The following is a 23,849-nucleotide window of genomic DNA, read 5'->3' as shown; positions in this document are numbered from 1 at the left end:
CCCGCAGGCGTCGGCGGTCCGGTTCGGCCGGGCCTGCCTCATCACCCGATTATGTCAGCAATGCTGACATTCTTTGGTACGGGGGTCAATGCGCATCGCGCCGGCGTCCCGCGGGAAGACGCGGTGCGGCCGGCGCCTTGCCGCCCGGCGCGATTGCCGGCATCAGACGGAACCGTCCCTGCCCGCGAGCCCGCCGCGAGACCCGCCATGCCGCCCAAACCCGACGTCCTGGCCGCCATCGGCGCCACGCCGCTGATCCACCTGCGCCGCGCCTCGGCGGAGACCGGCTGCACGATCCTGGGCAAGGCCGAGTTCATGAATCCCGGCCAGTCGGTGAAGGACCGGGCGGCCCTGTTCATGGTGGAGGCGGCCGAGCGCGCCGGCCTGATCCGGCCGGGGGGGACGATCGTCGAGGGCACGGCGGGCAATACCGGCATCGGGCTCGCCATGGTGGGCAATGCCCGCGGCTACCGCACCGTGATCGTGATCCCGGAGACGCAATCGATCGAGAAGAAGGACGCGCTGCGGCTCGCGGGCGCGACGCTGGTGGAGGTGCCGGCGGTGCCCTTCGCCAACCCGAACAACTACGTGAAAGTGGCCGGCCGCCTCGCCGCGCGCCTGAGCGCCACCGAGCCGGCGGGGGCCTTCTTCGCCGACCAGTTCGACAACACGGCCAACCGCGCCGCCCACGCGGCGATGACCGGCCCGGAGATCTGGGAGGCGACGGACGGGCGGGTCGACGGCTTCATCTGCGCGGCGGGCACCGGCGGCACGCTGGCGGGCACCGCCGAGGCGCTGCGCGCCCGCAACCCCGCCGTGCGGATCGGACTCGCCGACCCGCAGGGCTCGGCGCTCTACCGCCACTACGCGACCGGGACCCTCAAGGCCGAGGGCACCTCGATCACCGAGGGCATCGGCCAGGGCCGCGTCACCGGCAACCTCCAGGGCTTCGTGCCGGACGTCGCCTACGAGATCCCGGACGCGGAGGCGCTGCCGATCGTGTTCGGCCTCCTGGCCGAGGAGGGTCTGTGCCTGGGCGGCTCGTCGGGGATCAACGTGGCGGGGGCGATCCGGCTGGCGCGGGACCTCGGCCCCGGCCACACGATCGTGACGATCCTGTGCGATTCCGGCACCCGCTACGCCTCGAAGCTGTTCAACCCGGCCTTCCTGACCGAGCGCGGCTTGCCGGTGCCGGCCTGGCTCGCCGCGCCGCGGCGGCTCGATCCGGGGCTGGTGTGAGCGGGGCGGCCGGCGCGCGGCGCCGCGCCGCCGACGTCACCTCCCGGACGGATCCGCGGCGATCTCGGGGCGCCCCGTGAGCACGCCGTCGATCAGCCCGAAGGCGCGGGCCGCCTCCGGGTCGAGGAAGGTGTCGCGCTCCAGCGCCCGCTCCACCGTGGCGTAATCCTGGCCCGTGTGCCGCGCGTAGATCTCGGTCATGCGCCGCTTGATGGCCTCGGTCTCGCGGGCATGGATCATGATGTCCGTCGCCTGGCCCTGGAACCCGCCGATCGGCTGATGGACCATGATGCGGGCATTCGCCGTGGCGAAGCGCTGGCCGGGAGCCCCGGCGGCGAGCAGCAGGGAGCCCATCGAGGCCGCTTGCCCGACGCAGAGCGTCGAGACGGGGCAACGGATGAACTGCATCGTGTCGTAGATCGCCAAGCCCGACGTGACCACGCCGCCCGGCGAATTGATGTAGAGGGAAATCTCCTTCTTGGGATTCTCGGCCTCCAGGAACAGCAGCTGCGCCACCGTCAGCGATGCCGTCTGATCGTCGACCGCGCCGGTGAAGAAGACGATGCGCTCGCGCAGCAGCCGCGAGTAGATGTCGAAGGCACGTTCGCCGCGGCTCGATTGCTCGACAACCATCGGCACGAGGCTGGCGTAGCGGGTGACAAGGTCTGGCACGTCTCTCTCCGGCAGGAAGGCGCGACGCGTCGGTCCGGCGCGACGGCGCCGGCGAGCGAGCCGGGCGGGCAATGTGGGGAAGATTGATCGGTCTTCGGCCGATCGCCGCGCGATCAGGTTGCCGGGACGGCGTCCGAACCGATCGCGGCGAGCCCGCTTCAGGCGGCGCGGCGGAGGAGCCGCGGCGCCGTCCGGGCCCGCGGGCGGGCCGCCGGCCGCATCAGGGCGAGCGGGCGGGCGGGGGCGGCCCGGCGGGCGGCGACGGGCCGGTGCACGACGCGCAGATGCGTCCCGCCATCCGGCCCGGGCGTGAGATCGAAGGTCACGACCGAGTCGCCGAAGGCGTCGCGCCAGCGGTAGGAGAGCCGCTCGTGCGGCACCGCCTCCAGCATCTCGCAGGCGACCGGGCCGCCCTCGGCGGCCGGCAGGTCGAGCCGCAGCGCGTCGCCAGCGGCCGGCGAAACCGGCCCCAGCCACTCGGCCACGATCTCCGGCACGGTGAGCGCGCGCCAGACCAGGGCCGGCGCCGCCGCGATGTCGCAGGACGCGACCACCTGCGGCGCGGCCTCGTCGGGAGTGGCATCCATCAATCCATCCTCGCGATGACGTCCTTGAGCCGCTCCAGGCGCTCGGGCCAGAACGCGCGGTAGCGGTCGATCCACTCCACCAGCGGCGTCAGGGCCGCCGGATCGGCCCGGTAGTAGGAGAAGCGTCCCTCCCGCCGCTCGCGCACGAGGCCGGCGCCCTTGAGCGCCGCGAGGTGCTGCGAGATGGCGGGCTGGGAAATGGTGAACCCGGCCTTCAGGTCGGACACCGTCATCTCGGCGGCCGAGAGCCGCTCGAACAGGGCCCGACGCGTCGGGTCGGCGAGCAGACGGAAGAGATCTGCGTCGGTCATGGGCAACGTATAAGTGGCGGCTTATGAGAAGGCAAGCGGGTTCCCGGCACCCGCGGGCATCCTCCCGTCGGGGTGGGGCGCCGGGCGGCGTCTTCGCATGAGACGTCGACGCGCGGTCGAGTCCCGGCGCGCCCGTCTGTTGCCGGCCGCCCAGGATGCTCGCGCATCGGGTCGTCGACCATCTCGGATGGTCGGCACCAGGCCAAAGGCTTGGCGAGACGGCTTGGCGAGACGGCTTGACGAGACGGCTTGGCGACGATCCGAGAACGGAACCAGCGCTCAGGAGACATGACCGCTGGTATGATCCGGGATCCGGTTGATCCAACCGGATCCCGGATCGGACGCTTTCCGGAAGATCGCTTCCGGAAAGCGTCCGACAAGCCCGCGCGGCGCGTGAGCGAAGCCGAAATCCGCATTGCGAAGCAATCCGTCGGATTTCGTATGACTTGGCGCCGCCTTGGCGCATCGATCATGAAACCGCACGGGCGTGGATCGCCGGACGGCCGCATCGCACGCCCCGTACGCTGCGAACGAACCAGTCCCGTCCAGCCTCCGAAGGCCGCGAAGGCTTCGGACGGATGCGAGATTTCGCCCGGAATCTCGCGTCGCGCCTCGACCCTGCCTACGCCGTCCGCTCCACCGCGAGCCCGAGCCGCTCGATCATCGCCTCGCGCATCAGGTATTTCTGCATCTTGCCGGTCACGGTCATCGGGAACGCGTCCACGAACTCCACGTAGCGCGGGATCTTCTGGTGGGCGATCTGGCCCCCGCAATGGGCGCGCAGCTCCTCGGCGGTCAGCGTCGCGCCGGGCCGCAGCTTCACCCAGGCGCAGAGCTCTTCCCCGTAGCGGGGATCCGGCACGCCGAAGACCTGGACTTCCTGGATCGCCGGGTGGCGGTAGAGGAATTCCTCCACCTCGCGCGGGTAGACGTTCTCGCCGCCGCGGATCACGAGGTCCTTGATGCGGCCGACGATGTTGCAGAAGCCCTGGTCATCGAGGGTCGCGAGATCGCCCGTGTGCATCCAGCCGGCGGCGTCGCGCACCTCGGCGGTCTTCTCGGGGTCGTCCCAGTAGCCCCGCATCACGCTGTAGCCGCGGGTGCAGAGTTCGCCCGGCGTGCCGCGGGGCACGATCCGGCCCTCGGCATCGACGATCTTCACCTCCGTGTGCGGGTGGATGCGGCCCACCGTCGAGACCCGGCGCTCCAGCGGGTCGTCGACCGCGCTCTGGAAGCTCACCGGGCTGGTCTCGGTCATGCCGTAGCAGATCGTGAGCTCCCGCAGATGCATCCGGTCGACGGCGCGCTGCATCACGGCGATCGGGCAGGGCGAGCCCGCCATGATGCCGGTGCGCAGGCTCGACAGGTCGAAGCGCGCGAATTCCAGATGGTCGAGCTGGGCCAGGAACATCGTCGGCACCCCGTAGAGGGCGGTGCAGCGCTCGGCCTCCACGGCGCGCAGGGTCGCGAGCGGGTCGAACCCCTCCCCCGGATAGACCATGGCGGCCCCCGAGGTGACCGCGGCGAGGTTGCCCATCACCATGCCGAAGCAATGGTAGAGCGGCACCGGGATGCAGATCCGGTCCTCCGGCCCGAGCCGCATCGCCCGCCCGACGAAGGAGCCGTTGTTGAGGATGTTGTGGTGGCTCAGCGTCACCCCCTTGGGGCTGCCGGTGGTGCCGCTGGTGAACTGGATGTTGACCGGGTCGTCGAATTGCAGCGCCGCCCGGTTCGCCGCGACGCGCGCCCGCTCCGCCGCGCCGGCCCGCTCGGCCACCGCCTCGAAGGCCAGCGTTCCGGGCAGGGAGTTGCCGCCGATCTCGATCACCACGCGCAATTGCGGCAGGCGCGCCGCCCGCAACCTGCCCGGCTCCGCCTCGCGCAATTCGGGCGCGAGCGTCGTCAGCATGCCGAGATAGTCGCTGGTCTTGAAGGCGCGCGCGGTGACGAGCGCCTTGCAGCCGACCTTGTTCAGCGCGAATTCGAGCTCCGCCAGCCGGTAGGCCGGGTTGACGGTGACCAGGATCAGCCCCGCCTTGGCGGCCGCGAACTGGGTCAGCGCCCATTCGGCGTTGTTGAGCGACCAGATCCCGATGCGGTCGCCGCGCTCCAGCCCGAGGGCGAGCAGCCCGGCCGCGAAAGCCTCGGCCCGCGCGTTCAGCTCGGCCCAGCTCCAGCGCAGGCCGGCGGCCGGGGCGATCAGGGCCGCGCGATCCGGCCAGCGCGCGGCCGCCTCCCGCAGCGCCTCGCCGATGGTGAGGCCGAGGAGCGGGACGTCGCTGGCGCCGTGGACGTAGCTCGGCTGCGGCGGCTGGGTCATGAGTCCCTCCGGGTCCGGCGCGGCGACTCCCGCGCCGCTGCCGCGAAACCACCTTGCTTTAAAAACGATCGTTCGTATAGATAGCCGAAACGATCGGAGGACGCCCATGATCCCGAACGCCGCGCGCGAGTTCAATTTCGCCCTGGGCGAGACGGCCGACGCGATCCGGGACAGCGTGCGCGCCTTCGCGCAGGACAGGATCGCGCCGCGCGCCGAGGAGATCGACCGCACCAACACCTTCCCGCGCGACCTCTGGCCCGAGATGGGCGCGCTCGGCCTGCACGGGATCACGGTCGAGGAGGAGTATGGCGGCCTCGGCCTCGGCTACCTGGAGCATTGCGTGGCCATGGAGGAGGTGTCGCGCGCCTCCGCCTCGGTCGGCCTGTCCTACGGCGCGCACTCGAACCTCTGCGTCAACCAGATCCGGCGCAACGGCTCGGCGGCGCAGAAGCGCAAGTACCTGCCCACGCTGATCTCGGGCGAGCATGTCGGGGCGCTCGCCATGTCGGAGCCGGGTTCCGGCTCGGACGTGGTCTCGATGCGCACCCGGGCCGAGAAGCGCGGCGACCGCTACGTCCTCACCGGCTCCAAGATGTGGATCACCAACGGCCCGGTGGCCGAGACGCTGGTGGTCTACGCCAAGACCGACCCGCAGGCCGGGCCGCGCGGCATCACCGCCTTCCTGGTTGAGAAGGGCATGAAGGGCTTCACCACCGCCCAGAAGCTCGACAAGCTCGGCATGCGCGGCTCGGACACCTGCGAACTCGTCTTCGAGGAGTGCGAGGTGCCCGAGGAGAACGTCCTCGGCGAGGTCGGGCGCGGGGTCAACGTGCTGATGTCGGGCCTCGACTACGAGCGCGCCGTGCTGGCGGCGGGGCCGCTCGGCATCATGCAGGCCTGCCTGGACGTCGCCCTGCCCTATGTGCACGAGCGCAAGCAGTTCGGCCAGCCGATCGGCGAGTTCCAGCTCGTCCAGGGCAAGCTCGCCGACATGTACGTGTCGACGAATGCCGCCAAGGCCTACGTCTACGCGGTGGCCAAGGCCTGCGACCGCGGCGAGACCACCCGGGAGGACGCGGCCGGCGCGATCCTCTACGCGGCCGAGCGGGCGACGCAATGCGCCCTCGACGCGATCCAGCTTCTCGGCGGCAACGGCTACATCAACGATTACCCGACCGGGCGGCTCCTGCGCGACGCCAAGCTCTACGAGATCGGCGCGGGCACGAGCGAGATCCGCCGCATGCTGATCGGCCGCGAGCTCTTCACGAAGACGGCCTGACGCCATGCCGGCCCTCGCCCCCCGCGCCGACCTCGCCTCCCCGGAGGCCGCCCGCAACCGCGAGGCCTGGGCCGAGCTGCGCGCCACCCTGAAGGCGCGCCGCGCCGAGGCCGCGGCGGGGGGCCCGCCCCGGGCCCGCGAGCGCCACCTCGCCCGCGGCAAGCTCCTGCCCCGCGACCGGGTGCTGCGGCTCCTCGATCCGGGCTCGCCCTTCCTGGAGATCGGCCAGCTCGCCGCCTTCGGCCTCTACGACGACGCGATCCACGCCGCGGGCGTGATCGCCGGCATCGGCCGGGTGGCCGGCCGCGAGGTGATGATCGTCTGCAACGACGCGACCATCAAGGGCGGCACCTACTTCCCCGTCACCGTGAAGAAGCACCTGCGGGCGCAGGAGATCGCGGCGCAGAACCGCCTGCCCTGCCTCTACCTCGTCGATTCCGGCGGCGCCAACCTGCCCCAGCAGACCGAGGTCTTCCCTGACCGCGAGCATTTCGGCCGGATCTTCTACAACCAGTCGCAGATGTCGGCGGCGGGCATCCCGCAGATCGCCTGCGTGATGGGCTCCTGCACGGCGGGCGGGGCCTACGTGCCGGCGATGTCCGACGAGAGCGTGATCGTGCGCCGGCAGGGCACGATCTTCCTGGGCGGCCCGCCGCTGGTGCGGGCCGCGACCGGCGAGGTGGTCTCGGCGGAGGATCTCGGCGGGGCGGAGGTGCATGCCCGGCTGTCGGGCGTCGCCGACCACTACGCCACCGACGACGCGCACGCGCTCGCGATCCTGCGCCGGATCGTCGGCACGCTGAACAGCGTCAAGCGGCCCGGGCTCGACATCGCGGAGCCCCGGGAGCCGCTGCATCCGGCGGACGATCTCGACGCGGTCGTGCCGGTCGACCTGCGCAAGCAGTACGACGCGCGCGAGCTGATCGCCCGCCTCGTCGACGGCTCGGACTTCGACGAGTTCAAGCGGCTCTACGCCACCACGCTGGTGACGGGCTTCGCCCGGATCTGGGGCATGCCGGTCGGGATCCTGGCCAATAACGGCATCCTGTTCTCGGAGAGCGCGCTCAAGGGCGCCCACTTCATCGAGCTGTGCTGCCAGCGCCGGGTGCCGCTGCTGTTCCTGCAGAACATCTCCGGGTTCATGGTCGGGCGCGAGGTCGAGGCGGGCGGCATCGCCAAGAACGGCGCCAAGCTCGTCACCGCGGTGGCGACGGCGGCGGTGCCCAAGCTCACCGTGCTGGTCGGCGGCTCCTACGGGGCGGGCAATTACGGCATGTGCGGGCGCGCCTACGGCCCGCGCTTCCTGTTCGCGTGGCCGAATTCGCGCATCTCGGTGATGGGCGCCGAGCAGGCCGCCAGCGTGCTCGCCACGGTGCGCCGCGACAACATCGAGGCGGCGGGCGGCGCCTGGAGCGGCGAGGAGGAGGAGGGCTTCAAGGCCCCGATCCGCGCGCAGTTCGAGGCGGAGGGCTCGCCCTACTACGCGACCGCGCGGCTCTGGGACGACGGGATCATCCTGCCGGAGGAGACCCGGCGGGTGCTGGGCCTCGCGCTCTCGGCCTGCCTCAACGCGCCGGTCGAGGAGACGCGGTTCGGGCTGTTCCGGATGTGAGGGCGACGCGTCCGCGTCGAACAGGTGAGGCGATGCCTATGGGTCGAAGGACCGGCCGCGGGAGCCCGTCTCCCCTCTCCCACTCCCAGCCGGGAGGAGGGCGCCGCGCGCTCGCCCGGGCGGCGGGACGGCCCCGGAGGAGGCCCGCATGACAGGGCTCCGCTCCGTCCTGATCGCCAACCGGGGCGAGATCGCCTGCCGGATCATCCGCACCGCGCGGCGCCTCGGCCTGCGCACCGTCGCGGTCTACTCGGAGGCCGACCGCGCCGCCCAGCACGTCGCCCTCGCGGACGAGGCCCATCCGATCGGCCCGGCGCCGGCCGCGGAATCCTATCTCCGGATCGACCGCCTCCTCGACGCGGCGCGGCGGGCGGGGGCGGATTGCATCCATCCGGGCTACGGGTTCCTCTCCGAGCGGCCGGATTTCGCCGAGGCCTGCGCGCAGGCGGGAATCGTCTTCGTCGGCCCGCCGGCCGCGGCGATCCGGGCCATGGGCCTCAAGGACGCCGCCAAGGCGCTGGTGGCCAGGGCCGGGGTGCCGGTGGTGCCCGGCTATCACGGCCCGCGCCAGGAGCCCGACTTCCTCGCCGCGCAGGCCGCCGCGATCGGCTATCCGGTGCTGATCAAGGCGGTGGCGGGCGGCGGCGGCAAGGGCATGCGCCGGGTCGAGGCCCCGGAGGCGTTTTCGGCCGCCCTCGAAGGGGCGCAGCGCGAGGCGCTCGGCGCCTTCGGCGACCCGCGCGTGCTCGTCGAGAAATACGTGCTGAGCCCGCGCCACGTGGAGATCCAGGTCTTCTGCGACGCCCACGGCAACGCCCTGCACCTGTTCGAGCGCGACTGCTCGCTCCAGCGCCGCCACCAGAAGGTGATCGAGGAGGCCCCCGCCCCCGGCATGCCGCCCGAGATGCGCGCCGCGATGGGGCGGGCGGCGGTCGAGGCGGCCCGCGCGGTCGGCTATGTCGGCGCCGGCACCGTCGAGTTCATCGCCGACGGGCGCGAGGGACTGCGGCCGGACGGGTTCTGGTTCATGGAGATGAACACGAGGCTGCAGGTCGAGCATCCGGTGACGGAGGCGATCACCGGGCTCGACCTGGTGGAGTGGCAGTTCCGCGTCGCGGCGGGCGAGCCCCTGCCGCTCGGCCAGGACGACCTCGCCATCGACGGCCACGCGGTCGAGGCGCGGCTCTACGCGGAGGATCCGGCCGGAGGCTTCCTGCCCTCGACCGGGCGGCTGCGCGCCCTCGCCCTGCCCTCCGGCGAGGGCCTGCGCGTCGATGCCGGCGTGCGCGAGGGCGACACCGTCTCGCCCTTCTACGATCCGATGATCGCCAAGGTGATCGCCCACGGGGCGACCCGCGGCGAGGCGCTCGACCGGCTGGCCGCGGCCCTCGACCGCACCCTGGTGGCCGGCCCGAAGACCAACGTCGCCTTCCTGAGGGCGCTCGCCCTCGCCCCGGATTTCCGGGCCGGGCGCTTCGACACGGGCTTCATCGACCGCCACCTCGACGCGCTGACCGGGCGCGGCGCCGGGATCGATCCCGGGGCGATCCGGCAGGGCGTCGCCGCCCTCCTCGCGCGCGAGCGGATCGCGCCCGCTTCCCCGCCCTCCCCCTGGGACCTCGCGGACGGATTCCAGCTCGGCGCCGGCCGGCGCCAGGCCTTCCCGATCCTGGTCGAGGGCGAGGCGCACGAGGTCGTGCTGGCCTGGCCGGAGGGCGGCGGCGCGCTGACCATCGAGGTGGGCGGCGAGGCGCGGGCGCAGGACCGGGCGCACGTCGTCCCGGGCGAGCGCGGCGTGCTCGTGGTGGCGGGCGGGCGGCAGGTGGCGCTCGCCCCGCCCGACCCGTTCGACGTCGATCTCGACCATATCGGCGAGGGCGGCAGCGTGAAGGCGCCGATGCACGGCCGCCTCGTCGCGCTCTTCGTCGCCCCCGGCGACCGGGTCACCCGCGGCCAGCGCCTCGCCATCGTCGAGGCGATGAAGATGGAGCACGCCCTCACCGCCCCGTCCGACGGCGAGGTGACCGAGGTGACGGCGCAGGCCGGCGCCCAGGTCGCCGAGGGCGCGCGCCTCATCGGCATCCGCCCGGACGCCGACGGGGAGACGAATGCCGCCGGCCCGGAGGAACCCGCATGACGCCGCCCCTTCCCGTCTCGACCCATCCGCGCGGCGGCCTCTACTTCGAGGATTTCGAGGTCGGCCGGGTGCTGCACCATCGCCTCACCCGCACGGTGACGCAGATGGACAACATGCTGTTCTCCACCATGACCCTGAACCCGCAGCCGCTCCACATCGACGCGCATTTCTGCGCCACCGAGACCGAGTGGGGCCGCCCGCTGATGAACTCGCTCTTCACCCTCGGGCTGATGATCGGGATCTCGGTCAACGACACCACGCTCGGCACCACGATCGGCAATCTCGGCATGACCGACGTGCGCTTCCCCGCCCCGCTCTTCGAGGGCGACACGATCCGGGTCGAGACCGAGGTGGCGGGCAAGCGCGAATCCCGCTCGCGGCCCGATGCCGGCCTCGTCGAGTTCGTCCACCGGGCCTACAAGCAGGACGGAACCCTGGTGGCCGAGTGCCGCCGCCAGGCCTTCATGCGCCGCCGCCCGGCGGCTTCGGAGGCGGAGACCGCCTGATGCGCTCGCTCCTGTTCGTGCCGGGGGATTCGCCCCGCAAGCTCGACAAGGGCCTGGAATCCGGGGCCGACGCGCTGATCCTCGACCTGGAGGATTCGGTCGCCCTCGACGCCAAGCCGGCGGCCCGGGCGGCGACCGCGGGCTTCCTCGCCCGGGCGCGCGGGCGGGGAGGCCCGCGCCTCTACGTGCGGGTCAACGCCCTCGACACCGGTCTCACCGAAGACGACCTCGCGGCGGTGATGCCGGCGGGGCCGGACGGGATCGTGCTGCCGAAGGCGGCGGGCGGGCCGGACGTGGCGGCGCTCGGGGCGCGGCTCGCCGTCCACGAGGCGCGGGCGGGCCTGCCCGACGGCGCCACCCGCATCCTGCCGATCGCCACCGAGACCGCCCGGGCGGTCTTCGCGCTCGGCAGCCTCGCGGGGTCGAGTCCGCGCCTCGTCGGGGTGACCTGGGGGGCGGAGGACCTCTCCGCCGATCTCGGCGCCGAGACGAACCGCGACGAGACCGGCTGGAGCGGCCCGTTCCGGCTCGCCCGCCACCTCGCGCTGCTCGCCGCCGCCGCCGCGGAGGTCGACGCGATCGACACGATCAACGCCGCCTTCCGCGACCTCGACGGCCTCGCGCGGGAATGCGCCGAGGCGCGCCGGGACGGGTTCGTCGGCAAGATGGCGATCCACCCGGCCCAGGTGCCGGTGATCAACGCCGCCTTCACGCCGAGCCCGGAGGCGATCGCGCGGGCCCGTGCGGTGGTCGCGGCCTTCGCGCAGGCGCCCGGGACCGGCGTGGTCGGGATCGAGGGCCAGATGCTCGACCGGCCGCACCTGCGGCGGGCGGAGCGGCTGCTGGCGCGCCACGGCGGCTTTCCGTGACCGGCGACCTGTGCGAAGGTCTTCCCCGTCTCCGCCATGAACGAATGCGCGCCGTGAACGTAACCGTCCCCATCCCGGACGATCTGGCGAAGCGTCTCGCCTCGAACGGAGAGGATCTGTCCCGGCGAGCGCTCGAGGCCTTCGCCGTCGAGGAGTACCGATCGGGCCGGGTGACCGAGCCGGAATTGCGTCGGCTGCTCGGCTTCGGCACTCGGGCGGCCCTGGATGGCTTCCTCAAGGCTCGTGGGATCTTCACGGAACTCGGTCTCGCCGATCTCGATCGCGATCGGTCGGACCTCGCCAAGCTCGGCTTGTGAGATTTGCGCGTCGTCGCCGATACCGGGCCGCTCAACTATCTCATCCTGATTCGAGAGATCGACATCCTTCCGGCGCTGTTCCGGGTGATCGTCGTTCCGGAGGAGGTTGCCGCCGAACTGGGACACCCGGACGCTCCACCGGCGGTACGCACCCGCATTCAGGAGCCGCCGTCCTGGCTCAGGGTGGAGACCTGTCCGGGGCAGGACGTCCCGCATCTCGCGCGTCTCGACATCGGCGAGCGCGCCGCCGTTCTGCTCGCCTGCGCGACGGGCGCCGACCTGCTCCTGATGGATGACCGCGCCGGCGTGCCTGCGGCGCGGGCGAGCGGGCTCTCCGTCACCGGGACGCTCGGCCTCCTCGATCTCGCGGCGCGCCGCGGGCTCGTCGACCTCGAGCTCGCGCTGCAAAAGCTGCGCGCGACGAGCTTCCGCTGCCGGCCCGCTCTCCTGGACGCGGTGCTGGAGCGTCACCGGAGTGAAACCGGCGAGGGGGCGCCCTGAGCGGGCACCCGGCCTCGTCCCATCGGACGAAGGACCGGCGACGGGCCGGCCGACAGGGAGGACCGCATGTCCGAGCACTACGACGCCCGCGAGACCGAGAGCCCGGCGGCGCGCGACGCCGCGCTCTTCGCCCGCCTGCCGACCGCCCTGGCGGCGGCCCTGAACAGCCCCGCCTACGCGGCCCATCTCGGCGCGATCGACCCGGATTCGGTCACCGACCGCGCCGCCCTCGCCCGCCTGCCGGTCCTGCGCAAGGGCGAGATGCCCGGGATGCAGCGCGGCGCCCCGCCGTTCGGCGGCTTCGTGCCGGCGGCGCCCGGGCGCTTCCCGCGGCTCTTCACCTCGCCGGGCCCGATCTTCGAGCCGCAGCGCGCGGGCGAGGATCCCTGGGGCGGGGCGCGCTGCCTGTTCGCGGCCGGGTTCCGGCCCGGCGATGTGGTGCTCAACACCTTCGGCTACCACCTGACGCCCGGCGGCTTCATCTTCGACACGGCGGCGCGGGCGCTCGGCTGCGCGGTGATCCCGGCCGGTCCCGGCCAGACCGAGCAGCAGCTCGACCTGATCGAGGCCTACCGGCCGGTCGGCTATTGCGGCACGCCGGACTTCCTGCGGATCCTGGTCGAGGCCGGGCGGAGCGCCGGCCGCGACGTCGCGAGCCTGCGGCGCGCCCTCGTCTCGGGCGCGGCCTTCCCCAAGAGCCTGCAGGAGATCGTCGCCGGCTTCGGCATCGACGCCTACCAGGCCTACGCGACGGCCGATGTCGGCTTCATCGCCTACGAGAGCGGCGCCCGCGACGGGCTCGTGGTCAACGAGGACCTGATCCTGGAGATCGTCCGGCCCGGCACGGGCGACCCGGTCCCGGACGGGGAGGTCGGCGAGATCGTCGTCACGGTGCTCGATCCCGACCGGCCGCTGATCCGCTACGCCCTCGGCGACCTCACCGCGTCGCTCGGCGGCGCGAGCGCCTGCGGGCGCACGGCGCCGCGGATCCGCGGCTGGATGGGCCGGGCCGATCAGGCCGCCAAGGTGAAGGGCATGTTCGTGCGGCCAGAGCAGGTGGCGGAGCTGGGCCGGCGCCACCCGGAACTCGGCCGCCTGCGCCTCGTCGTCGCCCGCGCCGACGAGACCGACGCGATGACCCTGCGGGCCGAGTGCGCCGCGCCCGGCCGAGCCCTGGCCGAGGCGGTGGCCGAGACCCTGCGGGCGGTGACGAAGCTGCGCGGCGACGTCGATCTCGTCCCGCCGGGCAGCCTGCCCAACGACGGCAAGGTCATCGCCGACGAGCGCCCGACCGGCTGATCGCGGCGAGCCGGGGCGGCTCGGCGAAGCTCTCGCGCATCCCCGCCCCGCTCACCAGCGACAGGACCATGCCGAGGAAGGTCTCCCGCACGTCGTCCTTGCTCAGGCGCCCGCCCGGCCGGAACCACGTGCAGATGCCCGACAGCAGGGCGAGGATCGCGTAGGCGGTCATCTTCGTGTCGGCGAAGCGGAACTCGCCGGTCTCCCGGCCGAATTCCAGGATCTCGACCAGCTTGGCCTCGTAGTCGCGCCGCATCGCGACGATCGCGGCGTAGTTCTCCGGCTCGAGGCTGCGCAGCTCGGAGTAGCAGATGAAGACCTCCTGCGGCCGCTCGACGTGGTAGGCGACGTGGAACTCGACGAAGCGCGTCAGCCGCGCCACCGCGCTGCCCTCCGGCAGCAGCGCCGCGTCGAGCGCCGCGTGCAGGTCGCGCATGTGGCGGCGGATCAGGTCGAACAGGAATTCCTGCTTGTTCCGGAAATAGTTGTAGAGCGAGCCCTGCTGGATGCCGACCACGCCCGCGAGCTGGCGCAGGCTCATGGCCGCGTAGCCGTGCGTGTAGAGGAGCTGGAGGCCCGCCCTGCGGATCGCCTCCTCGGTCCTCGGCCCCGACGAGCCGGCGATGCGCGCCATCGTGTGCTTCGACCCCCGTCCCACCGGCCCGCCGAGGCGCCGGGTCTCTCCCCGGTGCGGGCGGGCTTCCCCGCCCCTCTTCGACGAACGTCGCGCCACTGTATCACTTGACGCTCAGAAAAAAACAGTCGAACGTATTTCCCAGCTGCATGGCACCGCCCCGCGGGGCGGGGACCTGCACGGCAGAGCCGCCCCGACCATGAGGGCGGCCGCCGGAGCGGAGGGAGGAAGAGCGTGGCGGGAGCCCTTGAGGTTCGCCAGGTCTCGCTGCGTTTCGGCGGCGTGAAGGCCCTGACGGATGTCGGCTTCACGGTCGAACCCGGCGAGCTGTTCTCGATCATCGGCCCGAACGGCGCCGGCAAGACGTCGATGCTGAACTGCATCTCGGGCCGCTACCGGCCGACCGAGGGGCAGGTCCTGTTCGGCGGCAACGACATCACCCGGGCGAGCCCGAACGCCCGGCCGAAGCTCGGCATCGGCCGCACCTTCCAGAACCTCGCCCTCTTCCACCACATGAGCGTGCTCGACAACATCATGGTCGGGCGCCACCACCTCTTGCGCAACAACTTCCTGACCGGCGCGCTCTACTGGATCCCGGGCGTCCGGAGCGAGGAATTGGCGCATCGCCGGCGCGTCGAGGAGATCATCGACTTCCTCGACCTGCAGCCCTACCGCAAGGCGGTGGCCGGCACCCTGTCCTACGGGCTGCGCAAGCGGGTCGAGCTCGCCCGCGCGATGGCGCTCGAACCCAAGCTGATCCTCCTGGACGAGCCGATGGCCGGCATGAACCTCGAGGAGAAGGAGGACATGGCCCGCTACATCGTCGACCTGAACGAGGAATTCGGGATGACGGTCGTGATGATCGAGCACGACATGGGCGTGGTGATGGACATCTCGCACCGGGTGATGGTGCTCGATTTCGGGCGCCGGATCGCGCTCGGGCGCCCGGAGGCGGTGCTGGCCGATCCCCACGTGCGCCGGGCCTATCTGGGCGAGGAGGACGAGGCCGAGACCCCGGCGGCGCCGATCCGGGCGGTGTCGTGATGGCGGCCGTCTCCGCCGCCCGCACGGCCGTCTCCGCCGCCCGCGCGACCGACTACGCCGCCCGCGCGGCCGCGGCCGACACCTTCCCGAAGCTGCTGCGGCTCAACGCGCGCGAGCACCCGCACGACGTGGCCCTGCGCGAGAAGGATCTCGGGCTGTGGCGCCCGATCACCTGGGCGCAGTATCAGGACCGGGTGCGGGCCTTCGCCCTCGGGCTGCGCGACCTCGGCATCGGCGAGGGCGACGTGATCGGCCTCATCGGCGACAACCGGCCCGACTGGGTGGCGGGCGAGATCGCCGCCCACGCGCTCGGCGCCCTCTCGCTCGGCCTCTACCGGGACGCGCTGGAGGACGAGGTTCTCTACCTCCTCGACTATGGCGAGGCCCGGGTGGTCTTCGCCGAGGACGAGGAGCAGGTCGACAAGCTCCTCGCCCTCGCCGACCGCGTCCCGAGCCTGCGCCACATCGTCTACTCGGACCCGCGCGGGATCCGCAAATACGACGACCGCCGGCTGATCTCGGCCGAGGCGCTGGCCCGGCGCGGCGCCGCGCTCGACGCGGCCGAGCCCGGCCTCTACGACAGGCTGGTCGAGGCCGGGGACGGCGAGACGGTGGCGATCCTCTGCACCACCTCGGGCACCACGGCGCGGCCGAAGCTCGCCATGCTGAGCGCCGGGCGGGTGCTGCGCCACTGCGCCAGCTACCTCGCCGCGGATCCCAAGGGGCCGCAGGACGATTACGTCTCGGTGCTGCCGCTCCCCTGGATCATGGAGCAGGTCTACGCCCTCGGTCAGGCCCTCCTGTCGCGGATGAAGGTGAACTTCGTCGAGGAAGCCGACACCCTGATGCACGATTTCCGGGAGATCGCCCCGACCTTCGTGCTCTTCGCGCCCCGGGTCTGGGAGGCGGTCGCCGCGGATGTGCGCGCCCGGATGATGGACGCCTCGCCCCTCAAGCAGTGGCTGTTCGCCCGCGGGATGGAGCGGGGCCTCGCCGCCCTCGACACGGGCGCCCGCTCGCCGCTCGCCGAGCTGATCCTGTTCCGGGCCCTGCGGGACCGGCTCGGCTTCACCCGCCTGCGCTCGGCGGCGACGGGCGGGGCGGCGCTCGGTCCCGACACGTTCCGGTTCTTCCGCGCCCTCGGCGTGCCGCTGCGCCAGCTCTACGGGCAGACCGAGGCGATGGGCGCCTACACGCTCCACCGGGGCGGCACGGTCGACTTCGACACGGTGGGCGTGCCCTTCGACGACGGCATCACGGTGCGGATCGTCGATCCCGACCGCAACGGCATCGGCGAGATCCACGCCAAGCACCCCAACATGTTCCTCGGCTACTACAAGATGCCGGAGGGCACGGGCGACGTCGTCGACGGCTGGATGCACACCGGCGATGCCGGCTACCTCGATGCCAAGGGCGAGCTCGTCGTCATCGACCGGGTCAAGGACCTCGCGGTCAACGCCCGCGGCGAGCGCTTCTCGCCGCAATACCTGGAGAACAAGCTCAAGTTCTCGCCCTACGTGGCCGAGGCGGTGATCCTGGGGGCCGGGCGCGACTACCTCGCGGCTCTGATCTGCATCCGCTTCTCGGTGGTGGCGAAATGGGCGGAGAAGAACCGCGTCGCCTTCACCACCTACAGCGACCTTGCGGCCAAGCCCGAGACCATCGCGCTCCTGCGCGCGGAGGTCGAGCGCGTCAACGCCTCGCTCGCCGAGGCGCAGCGCATCGCCAAGGTCGTGCTCCTCTACAAGGAACTCGACGCCGACGACGGCGAGCTCACCCGCACCCGCAAGGTCCGCCGCGGCGTGATCAACGAGAAATACGCCGACCTCATCGCGGCGATCTACGCGGGCCAGCCGAGCTACCGGGTCGACACGGTGATCCGCTTCCAGGACGGCTCGACCCAGCGCATCCGCACGAATCTGCCGGTCATCGATCTGCGCCCGGCCGCCCCGATCCTCGCCGCCGCCGAGTAGCGCCGATGACTTCGCATCTCCTGCTCCAGCTCGTCCTCAACGGGCTCATCGTGGGCGCGCTCTACGGCGTCGTCGCCATGAGCTTCGTCCTGATCTACAAGGCGAGCCAGGTCGTGAACTTCGCCCAGGGCGAGTTCCTGCTCATCGGCGCCTGGATCTGCTGGTGGCTCCTCACCACCTACCAGCTGCCCTTCTGGGTCGGGATGCTCGTCACCTTCGCGTTCATGCTGGTCTTCGGCATCGCCCTGCAAGTCGTGGTGCTGCGCCCGCTGATCGGCGAGCCGATCATCTCGGTCATCATGGTCACGATCGGGCTCTCGATCTTCTTCCAGGCCCTGTGCAAGTGGCTGTTCGGGGTGTTCGCGCAGCCCTTCCCGCCGATCTTCTCCGCGCAGCAGGTCTCGGTGCTCGGCTTCGAGTTCCAGAGCGCCTACGTGATGAGTCTCGGCATCTCGCTCGCCATGATGGCCGCCTTCGCGTGGTTCTTCCGCTACTCGCGGCACGGGCTGGCCATGCGGGCCACCGCCTTCGACCAGCAGGTGGCGCAGTCCCTCGGCATCCCGGTGCGCAACGTCTTCGCCATGGCCTGGGCGATCTCGGCGGTGGTGTCCTCGGTCGCCGGGGTGGTGGTCGGCATCGTCAACGGCGTCTCCTCGGCCCTCTCGCTCTACGGCATCAAGGTCTTCCCGGCGGTGATCCTGGGCGGCCTCGACTCCGTCGTCGGCGCCGTCATCGGCGGCCTGGTGATCGGGCTCCTGGAGAACCTCGCCCAGTACGTGGACGGCCAGTACCTGCACTGGGGCAACCTCTACGAGATCGTGCCCTTCTACGTGCTGGTGGTGATCCTGATGATCAAACCCTACGGCCTGTTCGGCACCCGCGACATCGAGCGCGTCTGAGGACACGATGGCGACCCAGAGCCTGATCCCGGCCGGCGACTTCCGCGCCAGCTACGCGGCCGACACCACCATCTTTCCGACCGCGGGCAGCCGCTACGCGGTCCTCGCGGGCATCGCGCTCCTGGCCTGCGCGCCCCTCGTCCTCGACCGCTACTGGCTGAGCCTGCTCATCCAGATCGGCTACTTCGCGGTGGCGGCGCTCGGGCTCAACATCCTGGTCGGCTTCACCGGCCAGATCTCGATCGGGCACGCCGCCTTCTTCGGCTTCGGCGCCTTCGCGTCAGCCTGGCTGTCCAACACCTTCTCGGTTCCGGTCTTCTTCGCGATCCCGCTCGCGGGCGTGCTCACCACGGCGGTCGGCCTCGTCTTCGGCCTGCCCGCGGCGCGGCTCAAGGGCCTCTACCTCGCCATCGCGACGCTCGCCGCGCAGTACATCCTGCAGGATTTCTTCGCCCGGGCGAACTGGTTCACCGGGGGCGTGGCGGGCACGCCGGCCGAGGCCTTCTCGATCCTGGGCTTCGCCTTCGACACCGACCAGCGCTACTTCTACGTGGTCCTCGCCTACCTCGTCCTGACCTTCGTGCTCGCCACCAACCTGATGCGCAGCCGCGACGGCCGGGCGCTGGTGGCGGTGCGCGACCACTATCTCTCCGCCGAGATGATGGGGATCAACCTCACCCGCTACCGCACCCTCTCGTTCGGCCTCTCGGCCTTCTTCGCCGGGGTCGGCGGCGGGCTCTACGCCCATTACCTGCAGTTCGTCTCGGTCGAGGGCTTCGGGATCCTGCTCTCGATCCAGTTCCTCGGCATGATCATCATCGGCGGCCTCGGCTCGATCATGGGCACGCTGATGGGCACCGCCTTCATGGTGCTGGTGCCCGAGGCGATGGGCTGGCTCACCGACGCGGTGAAGGGCTCGGCCGTCGACCGGGCGCTCGCGCTCAAGGACAACCTCTCCTTCCTGCGCGAGATGGCGATCGGCCTCGTGATCGTCCTCTTCCTGATCTTCGAGCCGGACGGCCTCGCCCATCGCTGGCGCCAGATCAAGGCCTACTGGAAGCTCTACCCGTTCTCGCACTGACGCCAAGACACCCGAGCATCGTTCGCCGGAGGGGTCACCGGTTCGGCGAATGAGGCGGCAACAAGAAACCAAGCAGAACCACGCCACGCCATTCCGCTTGGCAGGCCGAACGGCCGCAGACCGTGACCGGAGGAAATCCAAGGATGCTTCGCCCCGTCTCCCTCGTCCCCGCGCTCGCCCTCGCCCTCGCGCTGCCGGCCCGCGCCGCCGACGTGCCGATCGGTCACCTCGCCGACCAGAGCGGCGCCACCTCCGACGTCGGCGTGCCCTATGCCCAGGGCGTCGCGGACGCGCTCGCCTGGATCAACCGCAAGGGCGGCGTCGGCGGCCAGAAGCTCGCGGTCGAGTCGGTCGATTACGGCTACCAGGTGCCGCGCGCGGTCGCGCAGTACAAGAAGTGGACGAGCGGGCGCGACAAGGTCGCGGCGATCCAGGGCTGGGGCACCGCCGACACCGAGGCGCTCTCGGCCTTCGTGGCCAAGGACGAGGTGCCCTACATCTCGGGCTCCTACGCCGCGCAGGTGAGCGACCCGACCGGCGCCAGCGGCAAGGCCAAGGCCGCCCCCTACAACTTCTTCTACGGGCCGACCTACTCGGACGCGCTGCGGGCCATGCTGCTCTGGGCGGCCGAGGACTGGAAGGCGAAGGGCAAGCCCGGCAAGCCGAAATACGTCCACATGGGCGGCAACCACCCCTACCCGAACTCGCCCAAGGAGGCGGGCGAGGCGATGGCGCGGGACCTCGGCTTCGAGGTGCTGCCGGCCATCGTCTTCGCGCTGGCGCCCGGCGACTACACCGCCCAGTGCCTGACGGCCAAGAATGCCGGGGCGAACTACGCCTATCTGGGCAATACCGGCGGCTCGAACATCTCGCTGCTCAAGTCCTGCAAGGCGGCGGGCGCCGACATCCAGTTCATGGGCAACGTCTGGGGCATGGACGAGAACGCCGCCAAGGCGGCGGGCGAGGCGGCCGACGGCGTGGTCTTCCCGGTGCGGACCGCCGCGGTGACCGGCGGCAGCGCGCCGGGCCTGAAGACGATCGCCGAGATCTCGAAGGAGTCGGATCCGAACGGCACGGTCTACCGGCCGGTCCACTACCTCTCGGGGGTGTGCGCGGCGCTCTACATGGTCGAGGCGATCGGCTGGGCCAAGGACAACGGCGGCATCGCCGGCCCCAACGTGCGCAAGGGTTTCTACCAGAAGAAGAACTGGGTGCCGGCCGGAATGGAGGGCGTCTGCGTTCCCTCGACCTGGTCCGAGAACGACCATCGCGGGATGATGACGGTGTCGATCTACCGCGCCAGGGTCTCGGGCCCGACCGAGGGCGCCATCGCCGACCTGATGAAGGCCGGCACCGTGAAGCTCGAACCGGTCAAGACGGTGGAGCTGCCGCGCAAGCCGGACTGGTTCGGCTGGTGATACGACATCCGATTGATTGCTTCGCAATGCGGATTTCGGCTTCGCTCAAACGCCGCGCGGGCTCGCGCCGCGCGGGCTCGTCATCCGCCGTCCGGACGTGATCGTCCGGACAGCGGATGACCCCGTCCGGTCCCGCGTGAGGCGCGGGGCCCCCTCGCCGGGGCCCCGCATCGACCGGATCCCGCCCCCTGCCACCGTCGCGGAGCCCCCATGTCCGAGATCATGACCCTGGAGCGCCCCGCCGCGGAGGCGGGTTCCGCGCCGCTCCTCGCCCTGCGCAACGTCGAGGTCGTCTACGACGACGTCATCCTGGTGCTGCGGGGCTTGAGCCTCGACGTGCCTGCGGGCTCGATCACGGCGCTGCTCGGGGCGAACGGCGCCGGCAAGTCGACCACCCTCAAGGCCGTCTCGGGGCTGCTGCGCTCCGAGAACGGCGAGGTCACCCGCGGCGAGATCCTGTTCGGGGGCGAGCGCATCGACGGGATCGAGCCCGACCTGATCGTGCGCCGGGGCATCTTCCAGGTGATGGAGGGCCGCCGGATCATCGCCGACATGACGCCGCTGGAGAACCTGCGGCTCGGCGCCTTCTCGCGCCGCGACCGGTCGGGCATCGCGGACGACCTGGAGCGGGTGCTGACCTACTTCCCCCGCCTGAAGGAGCGCACCGGCGCGGCCGGCTACCTCTCGGGCGGCGAGCAGCAGATGCTGGCGATCGGGCGCGCCCTCATGGCCAAGCCCCGCCTGATCCTGATGGACGAGCCCTCGATGGGCCTGTCGCCCCTCCTGGTGAAGGAGGTCTTCTCGATCATCCGGCAGATCAACCGGGCCCTCGGCGTCACGATCCTGCTCGTGGAGCAGAACGCCCGCGCGGCGCTCGCCGTCGCGGACCGCGGCTACATCATGGAGCAGGGCAAGGTCGTGCTCGACGGCGCCGTCGAGGAGCTGCGCGCCAACGAGGACGTGAAGGAGTTCTACCTCGGCGGGGCCGGTGACCAGCGCAAGACCTTCAAGAACCTGAAGAGCTTCAAGCGCCGCAAGCGCTGGATCTGACGCGTCGAGCGGGACCATTCCGGGCCCTCGCGCGTTGTCGGGGGTCACGGAGGAGCGAGACGCGGATGCCGACCACCACCCACCTGTCGCCCGACGACGTCGAGGCCTGCGCCAGGGCCGGCGAGGAGGCGCTCAACCTCCGCCTCTCGGATCTCGGCCCGGAGGCCCGCGCGGCGTTCTGGCACGCGATCCGGCGCTGCTACGTCCAGAGCCCCTCCCCCGCGCCGAGCCAGGACCTGGCGGGGCTGCCGGACCCCGCGACGCTCCCGCCGGCCCACGTGATCCAGGCCGCCGTCGAACTTCACTAGAGCAGGATCCGGTTACGCCGCGATCGGGGAGCCTGCTCCGGGTCCTTGATCGTGCCGCGTCGGCCGCGACGAGCCGGCGGTCGCCTCGTCGGACGATGCTCTCGCGCCCCGCATCGCCCGCGCCCCATCTTGGCGCTTGCGCGGCGCCCGGTTTCCCGCCTCTGCTTTCCCGCGGGACAACAGGGAGCCGGAACCATGACGCGGCGGCCGAAAGTGGCCTTCATCGGGACGGGCGGGACGCTCTCCTCCGTCGGGCGCGACAGCCTCGACCTCCTCGACTACACCGCGACCGAGCAGCGGCTCGAGGCCGACGCGATCCTCGACGCCGTGCCGGAGGCCCGCGCCGTCGCGGAGGTGATCCCGGTGCGGTTCAGGGCCGTGACCAGCCCGGGCATCGGCTTCGCCGAGTGGCGCGACCTCGTGCGCCTGTGCGAGGATCAGGTCGCCGCGCATCCGGACCTCGCCGGCATCGTCATCGGACACGGCACCGCCACGCTGGAGGAGACCGCCTACGCGCTCTCCCTGACCCTGACGGTGGACGTGCCGGTGGTGGTAGTCGGCTCGCAGCGGCCGATCAGCGGCCTGTCCAGCGACGCGCCCCTCAACCTCGTGAACGCGATCCGCACCGCGGCGTCCCCGCAATCCCGCGGACGGGGCGTGCTGGTCGTGCTCAACGACGAGATCCAGGCCGCCCGCGAGGTGACCAAGACCTCGGTCGCCCGCCTGCAGACCTTCCGCACGGCGGATTTCGGCATCCTCGGCCAGGTCGACGGCCCCTCCGTGACCTATTACCGGCGCGCCGAGCGGCGGCACGCCCCCGGCACCCAATTCGACATCCGCGCGCTCCCCGCCCTGCCCCGGGTCGACATCGCCTACGCCTACGCGGACGCGGACGGGACGGCGGTGCGGGCCTTCGTGGCGGCGGGCGCGAGCGGCCTCGTCTCGGCCGGCCTCGCCCCCGGCATGACGCCTCCCGCCGAGGCGGACGCCCTGGCGGCGGCGGCGAGGGCCGGCGTGCTCGTCGTGCAATCGACCCGCGCCGGCAGCGGCGTCGTGCCCCTCTCCAGCCGCCTGCGGGAGCGCGGCATCCTCAGCGCCGACAACCTCACCCCCCAGAAGGCGCGCATCCTCCTTGCCCTGGCCCTCACGCTGACGCGCGACCCCGGCGCCGTGGCGGAGATCTTCGCGACCTACTGAGCCGGCCGGCCGCGGCCTCGCCGGGCTTTTCCGGCGAGGATCGGTCGATCGACCGTTAATCTTTCGTTATTTGCCATATCTCCGCCACATCTCCCCGTCGTGATTCGTTCCGGGCGACGGGGATCTGATACGGAGAACCCGATGAGCTTGATCGTTCTCGATCCCCTCACGGGAGAACGCGTCTTGATCTGCCGCGAGCGGCCGTCCGGGGCCGTGCCCGGACCGGAGACAGACCGATGCAGCGCTTCTACTTCAATGCCCAGATCGGCGAGACCCTGGTGGCCGACCTCGCCGGTGAGCCCCTGCCCGACGCCGAGCAGGCCTGGCACGCCTCCCGCGCCGTCGCCGCGGCGATGATGCGCGACCTGCGCAACCGCGAGACCCTGCGCGAGGGCAGCCTCGTCGTCACCAACGAGGCCGGCGAGGTGGTGGTCGACCTCCCCTTCGCGGAAGCGGACGAGGCCTTCGCGGCGGCGTGATCCGGGATCCGCTTGATCGCAGGGGATCCCGGATCGCAAGCCCGCGCGGCGCCTGAGCGAAGCCGACATCCGCATGGCGGACGCAAATCCGTCGGATTTCGCGTCGGCCCGGCCGGC

The 23,849-nt window shown here is 71.7% G+C and carries 23 protein-coding genes; 18 read left to right on the top strand and 5 right to left on the bottom strand.

The window, feature by feature from the left end:
- Window positions 1-207 precede the first annotated feature (207 nt).
- Window positions 208-1,239, top strand: coding sequence for a cysteine synthase A (locus M446_RS11060; protein WP_012332192.1), 1,032 nt, complete (start codon window positions 208-210; stop codon window positions 1,237-1,239).
- A 36-nt stretch (window positions 1,240-1,275) separates the two neighbouring features.
- Here M446_RS11060 and M446_RS11055 read toward each other — a convergent pair whose 3' ends face one another.
- The 4 genes from M446_RS11055 to M446_RS11040 all read right to left on the bottom strand — a co-directional run bounded on the left by M446_RS11055 (window position 1,276) and on the right by M446_RS11040 (window position 5,129).
- Window positions 1,276-1,911, bottom strand: a complete 636-nt coding sequence (locus M446_RS11055) for an ATP-dependent Clp protease proteolytic subunit (protein ID WP_012332191.1) — start codon at window positions 1,909-1,911, stop codon at window positions 1,276-1,278.
- Window positions 1,912-2,069: 158 nt separating this feature from the next.
- The gene (locus M446_RS11050; RefSeq protein ID WP_012332190.1) at window positions 2,070-2,498 is read right to left on the bottom strand and encodes an SRPBCC family protein; all 429 of its coding nucleotides are present in this window, start codon (window positions 2,496-2,498) and stop codon (window positions 2,070-2,072) included.
- Window positions 2,498-2,809: an ArsR/SmtB family transcription factor gene (locus M446_RS11045; RefSeq protein ID WP_012332189.1), complete on the bottom strand. Its 312-nt coding sequence runs from the start codon at window positions 2,807-2,809 to the stop codon at window positions 2,498-2,500. Before M446_RS11045 ends, M446_RS11050 begins: the two co-directional genes overlap by 1 nt.
- Window positions 2,810-3,431: 622 nt before the next feature.
- On the bottom strand, window positions 3,432-5,129 hold the full coding sequence (locus M446_RS11040; protein ID WP_012332188.1) for an AMP-binding protein: 1,698 nt from the start codon (window positions 5,127-5,129) through the stop codon (window positions 3,432-3,434).
- 106 nt (window positions 5,130-5,235) lie between these two features.
- On the opposite strand from M446_RS11040, the gene M446_RS11035 reads away from it, so the two are divergent.
- The 8 genes from M446_RS11035 to M446_RS11000 all read left to right on the top strand — a co-directional run bounded on the left by M446_RS11035 (window position 5,236) and on the right by M446_RS11000 (window position 13,649).
- Window positions 5,236-6,408, top strand: a complete 1,173-nt coding sequence (locus tag M446_RS11035) for an isovaleryl-CoA dehydrogenase (RefSeq protein WP_012332187.1) — start codon at window positions 5,236-5,238, stop codon at window positions 6,406-6,408.
- A 4-nt stretch (window positions 6,409-6,412) separates the two neighbouring features.
- Window positions 6,413-8,020, top strand: coding sequence for a carboxyl transferase domain-containing protein (locus M446_RS11030; protein ID WP_012332186.1), 1,608 nt, complete (start codon window positions 6,413-6,415; stop codon window positions 8,018-8,020).
- Between the two features lie 148 nt (window positions 8,021-8,168).
- Window positions 8,169-10,157 carry an acetyl/propionyl/methylcrotonyl-CoA carboxylase subunit alpha gene (locus tag M446_RS11025; RefSeq protein ID WP_012332185.1) on the top strand — a complete coding sequence of 663 codons (1,989 nt, stop codon included), beginning with the start codon at window positions 8,169-8,171 and terminating at the stop codon, window positions 10,155-10,157.
- A complete protein-coding gene (locus tag M446_RS11020) occupies window positions 10,154-10,663 on the top strand; it encodes a MaoC family dehydratase (protein ID WP_012332184.1) in 510 nt (169 codons plus the stop codon). Before M446_RS11025 ends, M446_RS11020 begins: the two co-directional genes overlap by 4 nt.
- Window positions 10,663-11,532, top strand: coding sequence for an HpcH/HpaI aldolase/citrate lyase family protein (locus M446_RS11015; protein ID WP_012332183.1), 870 nt, complete (start codon window positions 10,663-10,665; stop codon window positions 11,530-11,532). Before M446_RS11020 ends, M446_RS11015 begins: the two co-directional genes overlap by 1 nt.
- Window positions 11,529-11,849 (top strand): UPF0175 family protein, encoded by a 321-nt coding sequence (locus M446_RS11010; RefSeq protein ID WP_265576588.1) that lies wholly within the window; start codon window positions 11,529-11,531, stop codon window positions 11,847-11,849. Before M446_RS11015 ends, M446_RS11010 begins: the two co-directional genes overlap by 4 nt.
- Window positions 11,850-11,852: 3 nt before the next feature.
- Window positions 11,853-12,350: a DUF3368 domain-containing protein gene (locus M446_RS11005; RefSeq protein ID WP_012332181.1), complete on the top strand. Its 498-nt coding sequence runs from the start codon at window positions 11,853-11,855 to the stop codon at window positions 12,348-12,350.
- Window positions 12,351-12,416: 66 nt separating this feature from the next.
- On the top strand, window positions 12,417-13,649 hold the full coding sequence (locus M446_RS11000) for a phenylacetate--CoA ligase family protein (RefSeq protein WP_012332180.1): 1,233 nt from the start codon (window positions 12,417-12,419) through the stop codon (window positions 13,647-13,649).
- On the opposite strand, the gene M446_RS10995 is transcribed toward M446_RS11000, so the two are convergent.
- Window positions 13,621-14,283, bottom strand: a complete 663-nt coding sequence (locus M446_RS10995; protein ID WP_012332179.1) for a TetR/AcrR family transcriptional regulator — start codon at window positions 14,281-14,283, stop codon at window positions 13,621-13,623. The genes M446_RS11000 and M446_RS10995 overlap by 29 nt on opposite strands.
- A gap of 234 nt (window positions 14,284-14,517) precedes the next feature.
- Here M446_RS10995 and M446_RS10990 point away from each other — a divergent pair, with 234 nt between their 5' ends.
- The 9 genes from M446_RS10990 (at window position 14,518) to M446_RS10950 (ending at window position 23,732) form a co-directional block, all read left to right on the top strand.
- Window positions 14,518-15,327, top strand: a complete 810-nt coding sequence (locus M446_RS10990) for an ABC transporter ATP-binding protein (protein WP_012332178.1) — start codon at window positions 14,518-14,520, stop codon at window positions 15,325-15,327.
- Complete coding sequence (locus tag M446_RS10985; protein WP_012332177.1) at window positions 15,327-17,300, top strand: long-chain fatty acid--CoA ligase; 1,974 nt, start codon at window positions 15,327-15,329, stop codon at window positions 17,298-17,300. Before M446_RS10990 ends, M446_RS10985 begins: the two co-directional genes overlap by 1 nt.
- 5 nt (window positions 17,301-17,305) lie before the next feature.
- The gene (locus M446_RS10980; protein ID WP_012332176.1) at window positions 17,306-18,199 is read left to right on the top strand and encodes a branched-chain amino acid ABC transporter permease; all 894 of its coding nucleotides are present in this window, start codon (window positions 17,306-17,308) and stop codon (window positions 18,197-18,199) included.
- Between the two features lie 7 nt (window positions 18,200-18,206).
- Window positions 18,207-19,280 carry a branched-chain amino acid ABC transporter permease gene (locus M446_RS10975; RefSeq protein WP_012332175.1) on the top strand — a complete coding sequence of 358 codons (1,074 nt, stop codon included), beginning with the start codon at window positions 18,207-18,209 and terminating at the stop codon, window positions 19,278-19,280.
- 143 nt (window positions 19,281-19,423) lie between these two features.
- On the top strand, window positions 19,424-20,698 hold the full coding sequence (locus M446_RS10970) for an ABC transporter substrate-binding protein (RefSeq protein ID WP_012332174.1): 1,275 nt from the start codon (window positions 19,424-19,426) through the stop codon (window positions 20,696-20,698).
- A gap of 210 nt (window positions 20,699-20,908) precedes the next feature.
- Window positions 20,909-21,748, top strand: a complete 840-nt coding sequence (locus M446_RS10965; RefSeq protein WP_012332173.1) for an ABC transporter ATP-binding protein — start codon at window positions 20,909-20,911, stop codon at window positions 21,746-21,748.
- 65 nt (window positions 21,749-21,813) lie between these two features.
- Window positions 21,814-22,056, top strand: coding sequence for a hypothetical protein (locus tag M446_RS10960; RefSeq protein WP_012332172.1), 243 nt, complete (start codon window positions 21,814-21,816; stop codon window positions 22,054-22,056).
- Window positions 22,057-22,251: 195 nt separating this feature from the next.
- The gene (locus M446_RS10955) at window positions 22,252-23,253 is read left to right on the top strand and encodes an asparaginase (RefSeq protein ID WP_012332171.1); all 1,002 of its coding nucleotides are present in this window, start codon (window positions 22,252-22,254) and stop codon (window positions 23,251-23,253) included.
- Between the two features lie 236 nt (window positions 23,254-23,489).
- A complete protein-coding gene (locus M446_RS10950) occupies window positions 23,490-23,732 on the top strand; it encodes a DUF6894 family protein (protein WP_012332170.1) in 243 nt (80 codons plus the stop codon).
- The last annotated feature ends 117 nt before the right edge of the window (window positions 23,733-23,849 follow it).

Origin of the sequence: Methylobacterium sp. 4-46, assembly GCF_000019365.1 — a bacterium.
Classification (GTDB): Bacteria; Pseudomonadota; Alphaproteobacteria; order Rhizobiales; family Beijerinckiaceae; genus Methylobacterium.
Note: the sequence above shows the minus strand (reverse complement) of the source record. Positions and strands in the feature narration are given on the sequence as shown.